Here is a 17,643-nt window from a genome sequence, read left to right as displayed (position 1 = left end):
GTGTGATATTTGATATCCTTCTTATTATGACTTTAGTTATATGCTGCATAACGGACTTAAAGGTTAGAAAAATATATAATAAAATTATTTTTCCAGTATTATTTTCTGTACTTCTACTTCATTTAATTCTTAATGGGTTTTCTGGATTGAAAGTATCTGTTATTGGATTTGCCACTGGCATTGGAATTTTAATTATACCATTTATATTAGGCGGTTTTGGAGCAGGTGATGTAAAACTTTTAGCACTGATTGGCGCTTTAAAAGGTGGTATTTTTGCCATTAATACAGCCTTATATATGTGTATAATAGGCGGGGCAATTGCACTTATAATAATTATTTTTCATAAAGAAACAATAAACTTTTTTAAAAGTTTTATTTATTTTTTATATGGACTACTTACTGGACATCATTATAAAGTAGTATTTTCAACAACACCCTTTATAAAAAAATTTCCTTACAGCGTAGCAATAGCTGGAGGTGCCATTATAAGTCTTTTCTTGAAGGGGGCAATTATTATATGAAAAAGAAGAAAGGACAAGCGCTTGTAGAAACTGCATTAATAATACCAATACTAATAATATTTTTATGCATGATTATTGATACAGGAAGAATTATATATGCAGAGTGTAGATTAAATTTGATATGTCAGGAGTCCGCACGAATTGCTAGTTTTGGAGGAGGAGAAACCCAAATAACTAATTATGCCTATAGTAAGCTTGATTCAAATTCAGCTGCTACTCTTAATGTAAGTATGGATCCATATAATGCTTCAGAAAGAAAATCCGGGACTAATGTAACAGTTAAATTAAGTGTTGATTTAAAATATATAACTCCCCTAGCAAAACTCTTTTTTTCCTCACCCTTTAAGGCAAAAGCCCAATCAACAATACGTATTGAATAGGAAGTGAGTAGGTTGATAAAAAAATTTAAATTATATAAAGAAGAGAGCGGAGCAGGTTTAGTATGGTTTGCAATAACCTTCGTAATTATTATTTTTATGACAGGCTTAGCAATTGATGGTGGAAGGCTATTTTTAAGTAAGATTGATCTTAGAAAAACTGCAAATGCAGCTGCTTTATCAGGGGCTCAGGAACTTACTGAAAGTGCCAGCAGAATTACAAATGTGGTAAATGAAATACTTACAGAAAACAAAGAAGAGAGCAGCTTAAAACAATTACTTATTAAACCCAATAATGAAAACAAAATTACTGTTACGCTTGAAAAGAATGTGCCAATGTACTTTATGAAAATATTTGGCATTAAATATACCCCTGTACAGGTTGCTTCTTCTGCTGCAATTTTTCCAATGGCTGAAACTAAAGGAGCTGTACCTTTTGGTATAAGTAAGGATACACAATTCGAATTTATGAAGGAGTATACCTTAAAGGTAGACGCAGGAGATTCATCAACTGGTAATTTTGGTATAATGGCTCTTGCTGGTACAGGTGGAAGGCTCTATGAGGATGCTCTAAAGTATGGTTACAATGATAGCCTTAAAGCTGGTGATATTATTGATACACAAACAGGTAATGTTGAACAGAAAACCATTAAAGGTGTCAACTATAGAATAGATAATTCGCCTTATACTGAGTATGCAGAGGACCATAGGGATGACCCTAGAATAGTTGCTATCTTAGTTTATGAACCATATCAAGTTTCAACAAATCAGTTAAAGTCAATTAAAATTGATGGCTTTGCTTTCTTTTACTTAACACAGCCTATGAGTTCAAGTGATTCAACAGTAAAAGGATATTTTATAAGAAAAACTGGCACAGGATATGGAAACAGTAATGTTTTGGACAAAGGAGCATACGCAATAAAATTAGTGGAGTAGGTGGTAATGTGAAATCAAAAATTATATTAATTGTAGCATTGGTATTTGCTATTATTACTACAGTTTTATTTAGCAACTACGTTAAGAACTTAGATAATAAGTATAAAAATGATAAGAATTTGGTTAAGGTGGTTGTATTAAAACAGAATGCAAAAAAGGGTCAGAAAATTACAAGTGATATGCTGGAAATTAAAGCCTATAGTGCAAATTCAATTCTGCCTGAGGCAGTTAAAAGTACAAAAGACATCGATGGCAGCTATGCACTTATGGATATGAAGGCAGGAGAAGAGCTTTTTGCAGACAGATTTTCAAATCAAGCAAATGAAAAGGAATTTTTATCAAGAAAGGTTAAAGAAGGATTCAGAGCAATTTCTATTGAAGCAAATTTTGTAGAATCTGTTTCTACTCTTATAGAACCAGATGATTGTGTAGATATATTATTTAATGAAAAAACTCAAGGGGGAACAATAAATACACAGACCCTTTTAGAGAATGTAAAAGTTTTAGCAGTTGGCAAAAGAATGGTAGAGTCCTCGAATAATACAGTAGTAGAAGGTGCTAAAAATGCGGCTAAAGGGGCTCAAGAGGCAGCAAATCCAGCTCAAGCTGAATATAGTTCAATAACCTTAGAATTGAATCCTGACCAAATAAAAGTTATAGATAACGCTGATGAGAGAGGAAATTTGAAGTTTGTTTTAAGAAGCAAATTTGAAAAGAAGCAATAATAAGAAAATACCAGGAGGAGCCCGCAATATGAAAGAGGAAATTGATAAAAAACTAGGCAGAATGGCAATTTTTGTAAGTAGTAAAGGGGGTGTAGGTAAAACTGTAATTTCAGTTAACGTTGCAGCAGCACTTGCCTCCAAAGGCTTTTCTACCTGTATTATAGATGGCAGCTTTCAGTTTGGAGACGTAAATCTTGCTCTTGACATACAGCCAAGGTACACAATTAGTGATTTGGCACAAAAGGGAGAAGAATTAGAAGAAATAAAGATTTCAGATTACCTTTATAATCATGACAGCGGATTAAAGGTACTTTCTGCACCTTTAAAGCCGGAACTGGCTGACTTGATAACTCCTGACATGATTCCTGTAATATGCGACAAGCTGCGTGAAGATAATGAATATTTGATTGTGGATCTTACTACAGGAATTTCAGAAATAAGCTTAAATTTCATAGAGATGGCTGACCTAGTCTTTATAGTTACGGATTTAGAACTTTCTGCTCTAAGAAATACAAAAACAATGCTTAAGACTTTTGAAAAATTAAATATGGAAAGCAAACTAAGAGTTGTAGTAAATAGATCAGATACCGAAACCTTAACAAAGGCATCCCAAGTCCCAGACATACTTGAGACTAATGATATTATTTACGTAATGAATAATTTTAAGGTGGTTACCAAATCCCTTAATATTGGTATTCCCTTCGTAATTAGCAAGCCAAAGGAAAAGATAACCTCTGATATAATATCCATTTCCAAGGAATTTAATATGGATAGTTCTCAATCAAGAAGAAGAAGAAAAAGAAAGAGCGGATTAATGGGAATCTTGGCACGATAAGTTCAAGAAGGAGAGATAATATGAGCTTACTTGATAAAATTAACACCATTAATAAAATAGAGGATGAGAAGAAGCAAGTGAATTCTGAAAGTAAGTCAATTGTTTCTAGTGAAGCTAATAAAGCTTCTGTAAAGGTATTAAGTAAAGAGCAGGAATATAAATTAAAGCTACAAAAAATAATTATAAATGAAGCTAAAAATGAGAGTGATGTTGGAAACATAATCCCTAAAATAGATTCCATTGCGCAGAAGATAATAGAAACTGAAGATAATTCCTTTGAAACAGTTGATACAAAAAAAGTAGTAGAAGAACTAATAAATGACGTTACTGGATTTGGACCAATAAACCCTCTTCTATTAGATCCAGATATTACAGAAGTTATGGTTAATGGACCCAATATGGTATATGTTGAAAAAGGCGGGAAAATTGTCCTTACAGATGTGAAGTTTAGAGATAAGGATCAGATAATGAATGTAGTTGATAAGATTGTATCACCACTTGGAAGAAGAATAGATGAAAGCAGTCCAATGGTTGATGCAAGATTACCCGATGGGTCTAGAGTTAATATAATAATTCCCCCTCTTGCACTAAATGGGCCAACAATTACAATAAGAAAATTTGCTAAAGACCCATACACTATTCGGAATTTAATTGAATTTGGCACCATATCCGCAGATATGGCTCAGTTTTTGGATGCTTGTGTAAAAGCAAGGCTCAACGTATTAATAAGCGGTGGTACAGGTTCTGGAAAGACAACCACTTTAAATGTACTTTCGGCTTTTATACCCGATGACGAACGAATAGTAACAATAGAAGATGCAGCAGAACTACAATTATCACAGCAGCACGTTATTTCCTTAGAATCTAGGCAGGCCAATGTGGAGGGCAAAGGAGCTATTTCAATAAGAGATCTTGTAAAAAATTCTCTTAGAATGAGGCCTGATAGAATAGTAATAGGTGAGGTCCGTGGCGGAGAAGCATTGGACATGCTGCAGGCAATGAATACAGGCCATGATGGTTCTATTACAACAGGCCATGCAAATAGCCCAAGGGATATGATTTCTCGTCTTGAAACTATGGTTTTAATGGCAGGACTTGAGCTTCCAATTAAGGCTATTCGTCAGCAGATAGCAGGAGGTATAGATTTAATAGTTCAACAGTCAAGACTTAAAGATGGTACAAGAAAGATAATTAATATTACTGAAGTTCAAGACTTAGAAGGGGAGGTTATTGTACTTCAAGATATATTTACCTTTAACCAAACTGGTATAGATAAAGCAGGAAAAGTAATTGGTAAAATGACTCCTACTGGTATAAGACCAAAATTTTATGAGCGCCTAGAAACTTCAGGTATAGTGGTGCCACCAACTATATTTAATGTAGAGGAGTGGTAATAGTGAAAGATATAATCCTTTTATTATATTTTTTATGCAGTTTTATGCTAGTTTTTGGAATTTTATATATTTTTATTCTACAAGATAAGAAATTAGAAAAAAGAGTAAAATACTATCTTGACATAAATGAAAAGTATAAGAAATCCAAGAGTAAAACAAACAAAGAGCAGATAAAGTTTGTAGATTTAAAAAATATTTATCAATTTATAAGGGCCAAAACCTCAGAAGAAACAAGTGAAAAGCTTCAGCAGATACTTAGAAGTTCAGGAATCCAAATGGATATCGAGGAGTACATTGTGTTAGTTATAATTTCAATGGTATTTCTTGGAGTTGCATCAGCCTTGCTGTTAAAGAATTTTATATTCGTAATTCCAGGTGTGGTCGTAGGATATATAATACCTAGGTATTGGTTAAGCGGTAAACGAAAGAAAAGAATAAAAGAATTTAATGAAGCTCTACCAGATATGATTATGACAATAGTTGGTTCCTTGAAGGCTGGATTAAGTTTTGCCCAAGCTATGAAGACAGTTGCAGAGGAATGCGAGTCTCCAGTGAAGGAAGAGATTACAGATTTTTTAAAGGAAATGAATTATGGAATAACTATGGAAGATGCTTTAAACAATTTAAAAACAAGAATGCCTAGTAGTGATTTGGATATAATGATACAGGCTATTTTAATCCAAAGGCAGGTTGGTGGAAATCTTTCAATGATTCTAGAGATAATAGTAAAAACTATTAGAGAGAGAAATGAGGTAGAAAGACATGTTCAATCCTTGTCAGCTCAAGGAAAATTATCAGGAAAAGTAGTAGGCTTTCTTCCTATAGCACTTTTTGTAGTATTATCTTTAATTAATCCAGAGTATATGGCTCCCTTTACCAAAAATTTATTTGGTAAAATAGCCTTAGGAATAGGAGCCTTCTTTATGATAATAGGATTTATAATGATAAATAAACTTTCTAAAATCGAGGTGTAAAGTATGCTGCTTGAAATTTCCTTTGTAGTAACATTAATATTTATCTGCTTATTTATTTATTCATTTTCCCGTGAAGGCGAAAAGAAAATAAAAAGAAGATATAAAGACTATGTAGGTGAAGCTAAGCCAAATGTAAATATAGATATAAAAAAAAGCGAGGAAAATATAAAAAAGAAAATAAGCTTTTTTAGAAAAAAAGGCAGTGATTATTATACAAAGAAACTTTCTACTAAAAAGGAAGAAAAATTAGAAAAATCTTTGCTTAAAATGGGAAATCCATGGAATATAACAAGCGCAGAATCTCAATTTTATCTAATTCTATTTAGAATAAGCTTTCCTGTATCAATGGGTATAATTGGCGAATTAATTGGAATAAAGCCTTTAGCTATTATTATTCTTATATCTGCTTGCATAGTAATGGGTATCTTTTTACCACATCTTTTTATTAATTTAAAAATAAAAAGAAGATATGAAACGGCGCTTAAGGAACTTCCGGATTTTTTAGATCTTCTTACAGTAAGTCTTGAGGCAGGTCTTGGATTTGATTTAGCTTTGAATAAGGTTATTTCTAAAAGTAATGGTGTATTAGCTTCAGAATTCCATATATGCCTTGAAGAAATAAGGCTTGGAAAAGCAAGAAGAGATTCATTTATTGGACTAAAGGAAAGATTAAGTTTCCCATCATTTGTATCTTTAATCAATAGTATACTTCAAGGGGAAAAGTTAGGAATGAGTATGGTACAGATTTTTAGGATTAAATCTCAGGAAGAAAGAGATAAAAGAAGACAAAGAGCTGAAGAGGCTGCTATGAAAGTACCTATTAAAATTTTGTTTCCTTTGGTATTTTTCATATTCCCTAGTTTGTTCATTGTATTGCTTGGACCAGTTGCAATAGAGTTAATTAATGGGCTTGGTAAGTAGAATAAAATTTTAAGATAGGGGGCTTAGTTATGAAGGTAATTAAGATAAATGGAGAAAAATCTGATTCAGTATATATTCAAAGTGTTTTAGAAGGGTATTCATTTGACAACCCTATTTTTATAATAGATAAGAATAAGGAGCTGTATAGGTTTATTGAAGAACTTACTATAGACGAATGTTATCTATATATTCTAAGAGCAGCAAAAGAAATAGAGTTTAATAACATTAATGTTAAAATAAGAAATCTAGAAACTAATATTATTGAAAAGGATAATATTTTATACTTTAGTGAATTGCTTGAAGAGCTTAATGAATATGACCTTGATATTCACCAAATCATTATTGATACAGAAGATAAAAACTTTTTAAGTGACGTTATTCAAGCTCTTAATTATTTAAACTTAGACATTGAAGTGACTATGAAAAAGGAAAAAGGTGAAAGAGCTAGAGTAAATGCGTTTAAAACTGGGTTTTATAAATTGAGGAAATCAATTATTAAAGCACAGGATTTAATAAATGAAATAGAAGTAATTGATGAACTTTCTAAGGAAAAGGAAAATATAGTAAGCATATTAAATAATATAAAAATTAATCTTGATAATGCAAAAGAAAGAAATTTAAATATTTCAGTTATGGCAACAAAAAAATCGGGGAAGAGTGTTGTAGTTAATTCATTTCTTGGTGAGCAATATGCCCCTACAAGTCTAGAGCTTCCTACTCCAAATACTTGTATATATAAAAAGAGTACAAATGGTCAAATTCGCTTATTATACGGCAATGAGGATCTATATTTTGATTCACCAGAGGAAATTTACAAATATACCTTTAATGAATTTAAGAAAGCTCAAAATAGTTCAGAAGAAGAAAGTGCAATTGATGACATGGAAATTCACTATGTAAAAGACAGCAGTGATTTTGCTACCTTTACTATTATTGATACTCCTGGACCTAACTATGCAGGGGCTAATAATTCTAGTGAAGGAATAAATATGCATAAGAAAAAGGCATATAAGTGGATAGAGAAATCAGATGTTGTAATTTTCTTAGTTAATTATTCAAACTATCTAACTACTGATGAAGAAGAGTTTTTCAGGGATATTAAAACTCAATTTGAAAAACATGATAAGTTTTATTCATTAGTTGTGGTAGTAAACAAGCTGGATGAAATGTATATGAGCGAATGTGAAAATAAATCAGTAGTCAGATTTTTAGACTACTTAAGGTGTAAATTAAATGGCCTAGGTTATAATGGTTTTATAGTACTTGGAATATCAGCTAGATCATATTTTGATATTTTGAAGGTATCTCAAATCGATAGTATGGAATTAAAATACCTAGGTGAAACTAAGAGAATTTCACAACTTTCTGGTGATGAATTAAGACAAAGACTAAAAAAATTAAAGAGAAAATATATAGGAAAAAATCAAATGACAGTTTTGAGCTTTGTTGATGATCAACTAGAAAAACTTGAGTGTTTTCAAGGGCTTAATGACGTAAGTCTTAATACGCTAAGAGAGAGAAGCGGGATACCCAAATTAATGGATTATACAACCTATGTGGCTATTCAGAAGGCAAATACAGAATTATATTCTTCAATCATTTGGAGTATTGATGAACTGTTTGTAAGGCTTAAGAACCTTGATTTAGTAAAAAGTATAATTGATGCTAAAATTGAAAAGCAGGAAGAAATTGAAGAAATTGAATGTATGCTTCAAAAAATGATGGATACCTTTGATTTAATTGATAAGGAGATAAATCAAAATTTAATTTTTACCGAGCTTCAGGAGAATTTAATTTCAAAAATAAAAGAATCCAGGGATGAAAGTATTGATGAAATAAACGAAGTATATGAGGAAAAGATAGATAGATTCTTTATGAGGCTCAGAATGAAGGATAAAGATGATTTGAGGGAAATGAAAAATAAAGGCTTTAGTGTTGATCTATCCGTTAATAATACTGAGATAGAAGAAGAATTGAATACATTGATTGGAAATATACTTAATAGAATAAATTCTGATATTGATTTAAAAGAGAAATATTTTAGAGAATGCGATGAAGCTATAAAAGAAATAGTACACTCCTTTAGTGAAAAGGTTAAAAAGAATTACAATTTGAAGGATTTTGTTATTACAGTACCTAAAGTGGATCATGCCTTTAATAGAAAATCTCTTGTTAAAATTCCTTCAATAAATATTGATTGTGTAAATATCAAAGAGGATGTTTTAAATAGTATAGATTTTAAAGAGAATTTCCTAGAAAAATGTTTAAATCATTTTTTAGAAAATAAGGTAGGTACTTATTCTACTGATAGTAAGAAGCTTAATGAAATAAAAATCAATTGGATTGAAGCCATAAGAAGTTCTGTTGAAGGAGAATATATGAATTTATTTGGAGCTTTGGAAGCTAATACTTTAAATTGCATTGAAGATTTAAAAGCTCAAATTTATAGAGCTGCAGACAGTCTTACAAGTACTTACAAGAATATATTTAGTGAGATGCTAAAAGACTTGTCAATATCTAAGATGAATGTGGAAGAACAGATGAATTATTTAGATGCAAAGCTGCAATTTTTTGATCAGATTGAGGAAAAGATGTCTGAATTTAATGAAATATGGAATGGAATTAGAAGAGAACAAATATAGATGGATTTTAGTTGAAGGCATACTAATTTTTCATATCTGGATATTTATGGTATAAGTGTTACGGTAAATCCTTCTTATTAAACCCTGAATAAATAAACAAGTGATGATATCAATACATATCATCACTTGTTTATTTAGCTTAATACAAATTAATCTCCATCTTCTCCGCCAGGACCGTCGCGTCTTGGGCGTGAGGACTCTGGAAGAGGTTCTACATTTTTATATTTGTTAGAGCTAGATTTGCTCTCGCTAACACTATTAAAAAAACTACTCTGCTGTTTAGAATTTGAGTTATTGCTCTCTAGGTTTCCATTTAAATTATTGTTTTTATTAGCCATTCTATAATCACCACCTTCTAAGTTATTTTGCACAGATAATAAGTTTTTATGATAAACTATTATCTTTTTATAAATAGTACAAAATATAACTTAAAAGATTTATTACTTATGAAACTTTTTAATGAATTCTTCTACTTCAGGAATACCACCTTGATATATTAGATATCCATTATAGGGTTCCCTTTCAGTAATTTCCCCGCAAATAGGAGTAAGCATTATTTCTTTAACCTTATCTAAATCTGAAGTCTGTCCTAGTGCCCAGCCTAGTTTAATGTAAGCAACTTCTGGAAGCATATTTTCTGCTGGTATTATACCCATAGTCATTAAATCTCTGCCTGTATCATAGACGAACATATTAACATATCCCCATAGTGTTTGTACTGTCATATATATAGCCACGCCTTTTTCAGCAGCACGCTTAATAGCCGGATAGAGCAGCTTATTAACATGTCCAAGACCGGTTCCTGCTATAACAATTCCTTTGTAGCCAAGATCAATCATGGCATCTATAATATCTGGATTCATATTTGGATAATAATAGAGCAGAGATACACGTTCTTCAAAAACAGGTGTTATTGTTGCTTTACGGTCACTTCTGCGGTGGTTGTAATCAGTACGAAGTGGTGTAATTTTCTGGCGATCCACCATTGCTAGAGGAATGTCTCCGATAGTACGAAAGGTTGAACGGTAGGAGGAATGCATTTTTCGTACCCGAGTACCGCGGTGCAATAAGCCGTATTCGTCGGAGGTTGGTCCAAACATACATACCATTACTTCAGCAATATCCGAATCTGAAGCTGTTTTTGCTGCATGAATAAGGTTCAAGGCTGCATCAGAAGAGGGTCTGTCTGAGGAGCGCTGTGATCCAACCATGACAATGGGAATAGGAGAGTTTTGAACCATAAAAGATAGAGCTGCTGATGTATGGCTCATCGTGTCAGTACCATGGCCTATGATAATGCCATGAGTACCTTTTTTTATCTCTTCTCCAATAGATTGAGCAAGAATTTTATATTGAGCTGGTCCCATATTTTCTGAAAAAACAGCAAAAAGTTTCTCAGTACTTAAATTGCATATATCTGCAAGTTCAGGAACTGCACCATACAATTCACCAGGTGAAAATGCAGGAATAACTGCTCCGGTACGATAATCTAGACGAGATGCTATAGTGCCGCCAGTACCAAGCAATTTTACGTTATGTTTTTCTTCGGAAGTAGGAAATTCTCTTTCAGGAATTTTATATTGAATTTCTTTATAGTTAAATTCTTTCATGTCCTGAATTGTATCAACAGTAATTCCGATATTATACCCTGTTGCCAGCTTGATTACTATGTGTTTATCATCATCATTTTCAGAACGTGGAAGTAAAACTCCCTTGAATTCACCACGAGTAGTTTTTATCACAGCTTCACTCCAGACACGCATATTGAAGCTTTTTAAAATTTCTAAGGCTCTACCTTTATAACCCTTTAAGCTACCGTTCATTATTATATTCCCCCTTTGCTATAATATCAGCAAGTTCGCTAAGAGGCATGTTTCCAACCGCCATTTTTCGTAATTCATTCATCATCCACCTGAATTTTGCTTTATTGTCTTTTGAAGTATTTATTTCATTGAATTTATCATTTATAAATGGAATAAGTGAAATAATGCTATCTTTGCTGCGTTTAGCAAAGTTTATGCTTTTTAATATAGAAGACATCTCCATCTCAGGATGCTTATACATTATGGGCAGCATATCATAAGCAATATCATAATCTAAATTTTGCTCTTTGATGAATGCAAAAAGTTTATATATTTTTTCATAATCAAAAGGTAAAGTAGTATTAAATTTTCCTTGTAAGTGCTTAAGTCTGTGAGCAAGTAAAGTTGAAGTAATTTTAGGACTTATTTGAAAATCATCAGAAACTCTTTGAATTAGAGGAACTAGATTGTTTCTTAATAGATAGAAAAAAGTATCCTGTGGCACATTCCAGCTTTTCAGCTGAGCTATTCTTTCATTAACACTAATTGGTAGATTACTGCGCATCTCATTAATTAAGGCCTCACTAATAGAAATAGGTGCTGAATCAGTGTCAGGATACATTCTGTCAGCTCCTGGAAGTACTCTTTCAAACATAGTAGTGCCGTTTTCTAAGGATTTTCTAGTTTCTTTAGGAACACCAATAAAAGCCATTTTGCAGCGTTCTTCAATTGTTTCTAAAGCTGTAGGAATGTCAGCCTCAGGACCCCATAAAAGTATTTGAGCATCTTCATTTTCTGCATCAAGCAGTTTTCGAATATATTTAAAGTTTATAAATTTACTATCATTATCTAAGCTTTCTGAATGTGTCATATTAGGCTTTTCAATGCAAGCAATTACCTTTAATCTATCTGAGATTTCATCTGCAAACATTCGGCCAGGCTGAGTAAAGAATGAGAGGGCACCTTTAAAGCCAGGTAAGTTTACTGCCACCAACCTGTAGTTTTTATTTAATGCTTCAGATACTTGGTTTGAGGATGTAGATATATTGTCCAAACTTATATTTACATAACTGATTTCCCATTCTTTCCACTGAGGTATTCTAGACAATAGATCACTTCTAATTTCTAGGAGACTCTTTTGGCGAAAGGCTTCATTGTGTACTAATTCTGGTATAGAGCTAATGCGAGACACACCTTTAATTTCCACTCTAGTGCCTCCAGTAATGCTAACGTTGACGTCCTCACGTGCAGCGCCAATTCCCGTTCTTACTTTACCCGTACTGCGGCTTAAAAAGCGTATATACTGGGCAGCTTCAGCGGCTTCATCAGGAGTTTTCATATCTGGATAAGTAACAGTCTCTATTAGCGGCATGCCTAACCTATCTGTTGTATATACTCTAACGTGAGCTATATCAGAAACTTCACGGCAAGAGTCTTCTTCTATGCTAAGCTGAATTATTCGAACTTGTTTGTTCTTTAATGGTATCTGTCCTTCAATGCTTACTATACCAGTTCGTTGGAAGCCAGTAGGAATACTGCCATCCAGATATTGTTTACGTGTGATATGTAGTTCTCCAACAATATTAGTTTTAAGAAGCAATGCTATTTCCAATGCAATTTGCAGTGCTTGTTTGTTAAGCTTAAAAGGAGGTGTGTCATCAACATCATAAGTACAGGTGGTTTCGTTAACAATATGGTATACGATAGTTTTTTTTGTTTTAAATTCCATTAGAGCGGTACCGTCGTATCCACCCATTTCGCTTAAAGTAGGTCTCATATGTCTTAATACTTCTGCATGAAATTTACCTTTTTCTTGAAAGATACCCGCTGGACAATGACAAAACAGCTTTTTATCAGTTTTAAGCTGTTGATGAACTTCAAGACCACACATCAATCCTAATTTTTCATATATCTCAGGCATGGTCTGTTTTCGAAGGGTATAGCCAATGCGCTTTTGAGTTTCCATATAATTGTTTTCCATTTCTATTAATCCTCCATGATTAATGTTTTAAAATTATATTTGCATTACCAAAATGTCTATAAGGTATGGATGTAACTTTAAATTAATATTAAAAACTTTTATGAAATGCAGTAAGCCTATTTGTTATAAATTTATGAAAAAATATAGTATTTTAGCTCTATATGAAATATATGATTTATAATTTATAATTATGAAGTTTAACTTTTAGGTTAATATGTGAAAATTACCAGAAGAATTTTTATTATTAGTTATGCATTAATAAATAAATATTGATATAATCTTATTACTGAATATAATTACTACATAAACATTTATACAAATTTAGATTTGGGAGGGCAACGAATGAAAAAAAAGATATTAGCTGTTATAATGTGCATAGCTTTGATCATACCAATGGCTGCTTGTTCGAAAAAAGATGAGAAGATTGATAAGTATGCCACTAAAATGGACACTATTATGCATTTAACAGCCTATGGAAAAAATGCTGAAAAAGCAATAGATGCAGCTTTTAGTAGAGTAGATGAAATTGAGAGGATGGCAAGCAGTACAATTAGTACCAGTGATGTTAGCAAAATTAATCAGGCTGCTGGGAAAGAGTACGTAAAGGTACATCCTGAGATTATTAAGATTATAAAAACTTCATTAGAGTACTCAAAGATAAGCAATGGAGCCTTTGATATAACGGTTGGTCCGCTTATAAAACTGTGGGGAATTGGTACAACTAGCGAGAGAGTACCAATGGATTCCGAAATTAAAGAAAGGTTAGCTCTTGTAGGGTACAATAATATTAGCATTAATGAAGCTGACAGCAGCGTTAAGCTGATGAAAGAAGGTATGTCTATAGATCTTGGAGGTGTTGCTAAAGGTTTCACAGCTGATGAAATTGTAAAGATTTTTAAAAAATATGGAGTTGAGAGTGCCATTATAAACCTTGGCGGAAGCTCTATATATACACTAGGAGAAAAGCCTGATAAAAGTATGTGGTCAATTGCAATTCAAAACCCAAGAAAAGAAAAAAATGAGGGTAATATTTGTTTAGTTAAGATGAATCAAGCTGCACTTTCTACATCGGGAGATTATCAGAGATTCTTCATAAAAGATGGTAAGCGCTATCACCATATATTGGATCCAGCTACAGGATATCCAGCAGATGCAGGGGTTATGAGTGACATGGTATTAATTGATAGCAGTATAGAAAATCCAAATATGCTTGCAGATATTCTAACAAAGATTACCTTTGTTAGTGGGGTGGAAAAAGGATTAAAGACTATTGATAGTCTTAAAGGTGTTTCCTGCATGGTTGTAACTACAGATTTTAAGCTTTATAAATCTTCAAAATGGGATGCTAAAATTGAGGATTTGAGTCCGGAGTTTAAAATGGCAAATTAATTTGTGTTGTATTGTAATTCAGCTTTTTTAGAGCTTTCGTAAGCTTAAAAATAATGAAAGGGGTGATAAAGTTGAAAGTAAACAAGTTTTTTGAATTAGTTGAGATAAAAACTAAATTAGCTAGTATGATTCCATTCTTTTTAGGGACTTTTTATGCTTTATACCGATATAAAAGTTTTAGCTTAGCAAATTTTATAGTAATGTTCATTTCGTTACTTACTTTTGATATGGCTACAACAGCAATAAACAATTATATTGACCATACAAAAGCTAAGAATAATTCAGCTGAAAATAGCTTAACCCATAAATATGGGATAAACCAGTCAAAAGTGCTGCTTATAATTTTTATATTGATTACAATTGCAATCACGGCTGGAGTTATACTAACCTTGAATACGAATATAATAGTATTGTTAATAGGAATAGTTTCCTTTGTTGTAGGAATATTTTACACCTTTGGACCTATCCCAATTTCAAGAATGCCTTTAGGAGAAGCTTTTTCAGGATTTTTTATGGGGTTCATAATTTTATTTTTATCAGTATACGTTCATATTTATAACACTAATATAATAATATTTGCATACAAAAGTAATATTTTAAGCATCAGCATTAATGTTATAGAAATTATTATTATTTTTCTAGTCTCCATACCGGCTATTTGCTGCATAGCTAATATAATGCTTGCTAATAACATTTGTGATGTAGAAGAGGATATTCAAAATAATAGATTTACTTTACCATATTATATAGGAAAACCAATGGCATTAAAACTTTTTAAATCATTGTATTATATTAGTTATTTTGATATATTAGTGCTTGTGCTGTTTAAAGTTCTCCCACTAGAATCATTACTTATATTTCTAACTTTTAAAACTGTATATAAAAACATTAAACTTTTTGAAAAAAAACCAGTAAAAAGTGAGAACTTTATAGTAGCAATTAAAAATTTTGTCTTGATAAACGCTTCACAAATTATTATAATAGGTATTAGGGCAATAATATTACATTAATTTAGTATACTTTTTTTTATAATAATATTATATTAAATTAGTGTAGTTTTACAAAGATTTGTTCATGATTAACTACGCTTTGTATTGTTAAAAAATTTACAAACAAAGAGACAAGCCTAGGAATTAATTATATTAATAAAGTTATTTTATAACTGAGATTATGGGAAAGACTTGGCGCGAAAACGTTTTTCTAGCAATGATTTAAGATATATTATTCTAAAGGTTTAAAATCAGAAAAAGGGGTGTTAGGAAGTGTCAAAAACTAATATTGTCATTTTAGGTGCAGGTTATGGTGGAGTACAAGCTGCCAAAGTTTTAAGTAAAAAATATAAAAAAAATAATGACGTAGAAATTACATTGATTGACAGAAGCCCTATTCATACACTAATGACCGAATTACATGAGGTAGCTGGTGGAAGAGTAGAACCAGATTCAGTACAAGTTGATTTAAGAAAGATTTTCTATAAATCAAAGGTTAATATTATCACTGAAGAAGTGAGTGATGTAAATATTAACGATAAAGTTTTAACTACAGAGTTTGGTAAATATAATTATGATTATTTAATTTTAGGTACTGGAAGTGAACCTGCATATTTTGGAGTTCCAGGAGTTAAGGAACATGGATTTTCTCTTTGGGCACTTGAAGACGCTCTTAAAATAAGACATCACATTGAAAATATGTTTAAGCTTGCAAGCAAAGAAAGAAATCCTAAAAAGAGACAAGCTATGCTTACATTTGCTGTAGCAGGTGCTGGCTTTACTGGTATAGAGATGCTTGGTGAGCTTATTGAATGGAAAAAGAAGCTTTGCAGAGAATATAATGTAGATCAAAATGATGTAAAACTAATGGTTGTTGAAGCATTAGGTAATATTCTTAATATCTTAGATGATAAAATGGCCTTAAAAGCAGAAAAGTATATGATTAAACATAAAGTTGAGATACTAAAGAATTCTGCTATTACAGAAGTTACTGCAGATGAAGTAAGGCTAAAAGATGGAAGAACAATTTCTACAAGAACATTAATTTGGACATGTGGAGTACAGGGAAATTCCTTTGCTTCAAAAATAGATGGATTATCTGTCAATAATCGAGGAAGAGTAAACACTAATGAATTCATGCAAGCAATTAACCATGAAGATGTTTATATTGTAGGGGATGCTGCTTTCTTAGAAGAAGGAAAATCTAAGGGATTACCTCAAATAGTTGAAGCGGCTCTTCAAACTGCAGAAACTGCAGCACATAATATTATTGCAGATATTGAAAAAACTTCAAAGAAAGCTTTTAAATCAAATTATCACGGTTTTATGGTTTCTATAGGCAGCCATTATGCAGTTGCAGATGTAGGTGGTATGAAGCTTTCAGGATTCTTTGCTACAGCTATGAAGCATATAGTAAATCTGCACTATTTATTTGGAATTGGCGGCTTTTATCTAATATTTAGGTACTTATTCCATGAATTCTTTGATATTAAGGAAAGACGTTCAATGCTAGGAGGACATTTATCAGCTAAGTCTCCATCATTTTGGCTAATTCCTTTAAGATTATATATAGGTTCTATGTGGTTTTTAGAAGGACTAAAGAAGTTAATTGGTGAAGACACTTGGACAAAAGCTTCAGGACTTCACAAAGTATTTAATGGAATAGGATCAGATAGCTGGTTTTTAAATGGAAATGTTAAAATGCCTTTTGAATGGCTATATGTTTCTGCAGATGGTACAGCAAGTGCCTCTGTTACAGCACCTGCTGCTTTTCCTTCTCCAATGTTAAATCATATGCCAGGATTTTTTAGCGCTATTATGAAGGTTCTAATACCAAATCCTGAAGTTGCAGTATGGTTCCAAAGAATTGTTGTATGTACAGAAATGGGTATAGGTTTATGTCTTCTAGCAGGATTATTTACATGGCTTGCAAGTGCAGCTTCAGCATTCTTAGTTGTTAATTTTGTTTTATCAGCTATGGCAGGATTTGATATACTTTGGTATTTCTTTGGAGCAATAGCTCTTATGGCTGGTGCTGGAAGATCATTTGGGCTTGATTACTTTGTAATGCCTTGGTTAGGGAAGCATCTAGGTAATTTCTGGCTTGGAAAACAAAAACCATTATATAATAATGGGACCACAGCTTCACTTTAGAAA

General features: G+C 32.1%; 15 protein-coding genes. 12 read left to right on the top strand and 3 right to left on the bottom strand.

All coding sequences use genetic code 11. The features are described from left to right. Positions 1 to 2 precede the first annotated feature (2 nt). Genes bsdE14_RS02060 through bsdE14_RS02020 form a run of 9 tightly spaced genes read left to right on the top strand, consistent with a single transcriptional unit; the run spans position 3 to position 9,325 of the window. Positions 3 to 521 carry an A24 family peptidase gene (locus bsdE14_RS02060; RefSeq protein ID WP_264848270.1) on the top strand — a complete coding sequence of 173 codons (519 nt, stop codon included), beginning with the start codon at positions 3 to 5 and terminating at the stop codon, positions 519 to 521. Next, a complete protein-coding gene (locus bsdE14_RS02055; protein WP_264848269.1) occupies positions 518 to 901 on the top strand; it encodes a TadE/TadG family type IV pilus assembly protein in 384 nt (127 codons plus the stop codon). Before bsdE14_RS02060 ends, bsdE14_RS02055 begins: the two co-directional genes overlap by 4 nt. 12 nt (positions 902 to 913) lie before the next feature. Then, positions 914 to 1,834: a pilus assembly protein TadG-related protein gene (locus bsdE14_RS02050; RefSeq protein ID WP_264848267.1), complete on the top strand. Its 921-nt coding sequence runs from the start codon at positions 914 to 916 to the stop codon at positions 1,832 to 1,834. An 8-nt stretch (positions 1,835 to 1,842) separates the two neighbouring features. Further along, a complete protein-coding gene (gene cpaB / locus bsdE14_RS02045; RefSeq protein ID WP_264848266.1) occupies positions 1,843 to 2,559 on the top strand; it encodes a Flp pilus assembly protein CpaB in 717 nt (238 codons plus the stop codon). Between the two features lie 28 nt (positions 2,560 to 2,587). Beyond that, on the top strand, positions 2,588 to 3,394 hold the full coding sequence (locus bsdE14_RS02040; protein ID WP_264848265.1) for a CpaE/TadZ family protein: 807 nt from the start codon (positions 2,588 to 2,590) through the stop codon (positions 3,392 to 3,394). A gap of 20 nt (positions 3,395 to 3,414) precedes the next feature. Beyond that, positions 3,415 to 4,788, top strand: a complete 1,374-nt coding sequence (locus bsdE14_RS02035) for a TadA family conjugal transfer-associated ATPase (RefSeq protein ID WP_264848264.1) — start codon at positions 3,415 to 3,417, stop codon at positions 4,786 to 4,788. Between the two features lie 2 nt (positions 4,789 to 4,790). After that, complete coding sequence (locus bsdE14_RS02030) at positions 4,791 to 5,762, top strand: type II secretion system F family protein (RefSeq protein ID WP_264848262.1); 972 nt, start codon at positions 4,791 to 4,793, stop codon at positions 5,760 to 5,762. 3 nt (positions 5,763 to 5,765) lie between these two features. Then, on the top strand, positions 5,766 to 6,683 hold the full coding sequence (locus tag bsdE14_RS02025) for a type II secretion system F family protein (protein WP_264848261.1): 918 nt from the start codon (positions 5,766 to 5,768) through the stop codon (positions 6,681 to 6,683). 29 nt (positions 6,684 to 6,712) lie between these two features. Further along, positions 6,713 to 9,325, top strand: coding sequence for a dynamin family protein (locus bsdE14_RS02020; RefSeq protein ID WP_264848260.1), 2,613 nt, complete (start codon positions 6,713 to 6,715; stop codon positions 9,323 to 9,325). Positions 9,326 to 9,474: 149 nt separating this feature from the next. Here the strand turns inward: bsdE14_RS02020 and bsdE14_RS02015 are convergent, their stop codons facing one another. The 3 genes from bsdE14_RS02015 to gatE all read right to left on the bottom strand — a co-directional run bounded on the left by bsdE14_RS02015 (position 9,475) and on the right by gatE (position 13,108). Then, positions 9,475 to 9,663 carry a hypothetical protein gene (locus bsdE14_RS02015; protein WP_264848259.1) on the bottom strand — a complete coding sequence of 63 codons (189 nt, stop codon included), beginning with the start codon at positions 9,661 to 9,663 and terminating at the stop codon, positions 9,475 to 9,477. Positions 9,664 to 9,765: 102 nt separating this feature from the next. Then, positions 9,766 to 11,148: a Glu-tRNA(Gln) amidotransferase subunit GatD gene (gene gatD / locus bsdE14_RS02010; protein ID WP_264848257.1), complete on the bottom strand. Its 1,383-nt coding sequence runs from the start codon at positions 11,146 to 11,148 to the stop codon at positions 9,766 to 9,768. Further along, entirely contained in the window at positions 11,138 to 13,108 is a 1,971-nt protein-coding gene (gene gatE, locus bsdE14_RS02005) for a Glu-tRNA(Gln) amidotransferase subunit GatE (protein WP_264848256.1), read from the bottom strand. The genes gatD and gatE overlap by 11 nt, the downstream gene beginning before the upstream one ends. Before the next feature lie 342 nt (positions 13,109 to 13,450). Between gatE and bsdE14_RS02000 the strand changes: the two genes are divergently transcribed. The 3 genes from bsdE14_RS02000 (at position 13,451) to bsdE14_RS01990 (ending at position 17,640) form a co-directional block, all read left to right on the top strand. After that, positions 13,451 to 14,497, top strand: a complete 1,047-nt coding sequence (locus bsdE14_RS02000) for an FAD:protein FMN transferase (RefSeq protein ID WP_264848255.1) — start codon at positions 13,451 to 13,453, stop codon at positions 14,495 to 14,497. Positions 14,498 to 14,568: 71 nt separating this feature from the next. Next, entirely contained in the window at positions 14,569 to 15,507 is a 939-nt protein-coding gene (menA, locus tag bsdE14_RS01995; protein ID WP_435382406.1) for a 1,4-dihydroxy-2-naphthoate polyprenyltransferase, read from the top strand. Positions 15,508 to 15,759: 252 nt separating this feature from the next. Beyond that, entirely contained in the window at positions 15,760 to 17,640 is a 1,881-nt protein-coding gene (locus tag bsdE14_RS01990) for an FAD-dependent oxidoreductase (protein WP_264848253.1), read from the top strand. Positions 17,641 to 17,643 lie beyond the last annotated feature (3 nt).

This window comes from Clostridium omnivorum, from assembly GCF_026012015.1.
Taxonomy (GTDB): Bacteria; Bacillota; Clostridia; order Clostridiales; family Clostridiaceae; genus Clostridium_AX; species Clostridium_AX omnivorum.
This window is presented reverse-complemented; position numbering and strand designations above follow the sequence as displayed.

Bases quoted from the DNA above. Each gene is read 5' to 3' on its own strand.
- bsdE14_RS02015 (WP_264848259.1), bottom strand. From the start codon at position 9,663: ATGGCTAATAAAAACAATAATTTAAATGGAAACCTAGAGAGCAATAAC.
- gatE (WP_264848256.1), bottom strand. From the start codon at position 13,108: ATGGAAAACAATTATATGGAAACTCAAAAGCGCATTGGCTATACCCTT.
- bsdE14_RS02020 (WP_264848260.1), top strand. From the start codon at position 6,713: ATGAAGGTAATTAAGATAAATGGAGAAAAATCTGATTCAGTATATATT.
- bsdE14_RS02000 (WP_264848255.1), top strand. From the start codon at position 13,451: ATGAAAAAAAAGATATTAGCTGTTATAATGTGCATAGCTTTGATCATA.
- gatD (WP_264848257.1), bottom strand. From the start codon at position 11,148: ATGAACGGTAGCTTAAAGGGTTATAAAGGTAGAGCCTTAGAAATTTTA.
- bsdE14_RS02035 (WP_264848264.1), top strand. From the start codon at position 3,415: ATGAGCTTACTTGATAAAATTAACACCATTAATAAAATAGAGGATGAG.
- bsdE14_RS02055 (WP_264848269.1), top strand. From the start codon at position 518: ATGAAAAAGAAGAAAGGACAAGCGCTTGTAGAAACTGCATTAATAATA.
- bsdE14_RS02040 (WP_264848265.1), top strand. From the start codon at position 2,588: ATGAAAGAGGAAATTGATAAAAAACTAGGCAGAATGGCAATTTTTGTA.
- bsdE14_RS02025 (WP_264848261.1), top strand. From the start codon at position 5,766: ATGCTGCTTGAAATTTCCTTTGTAGTAACATTAATATTTATCTGCTTA.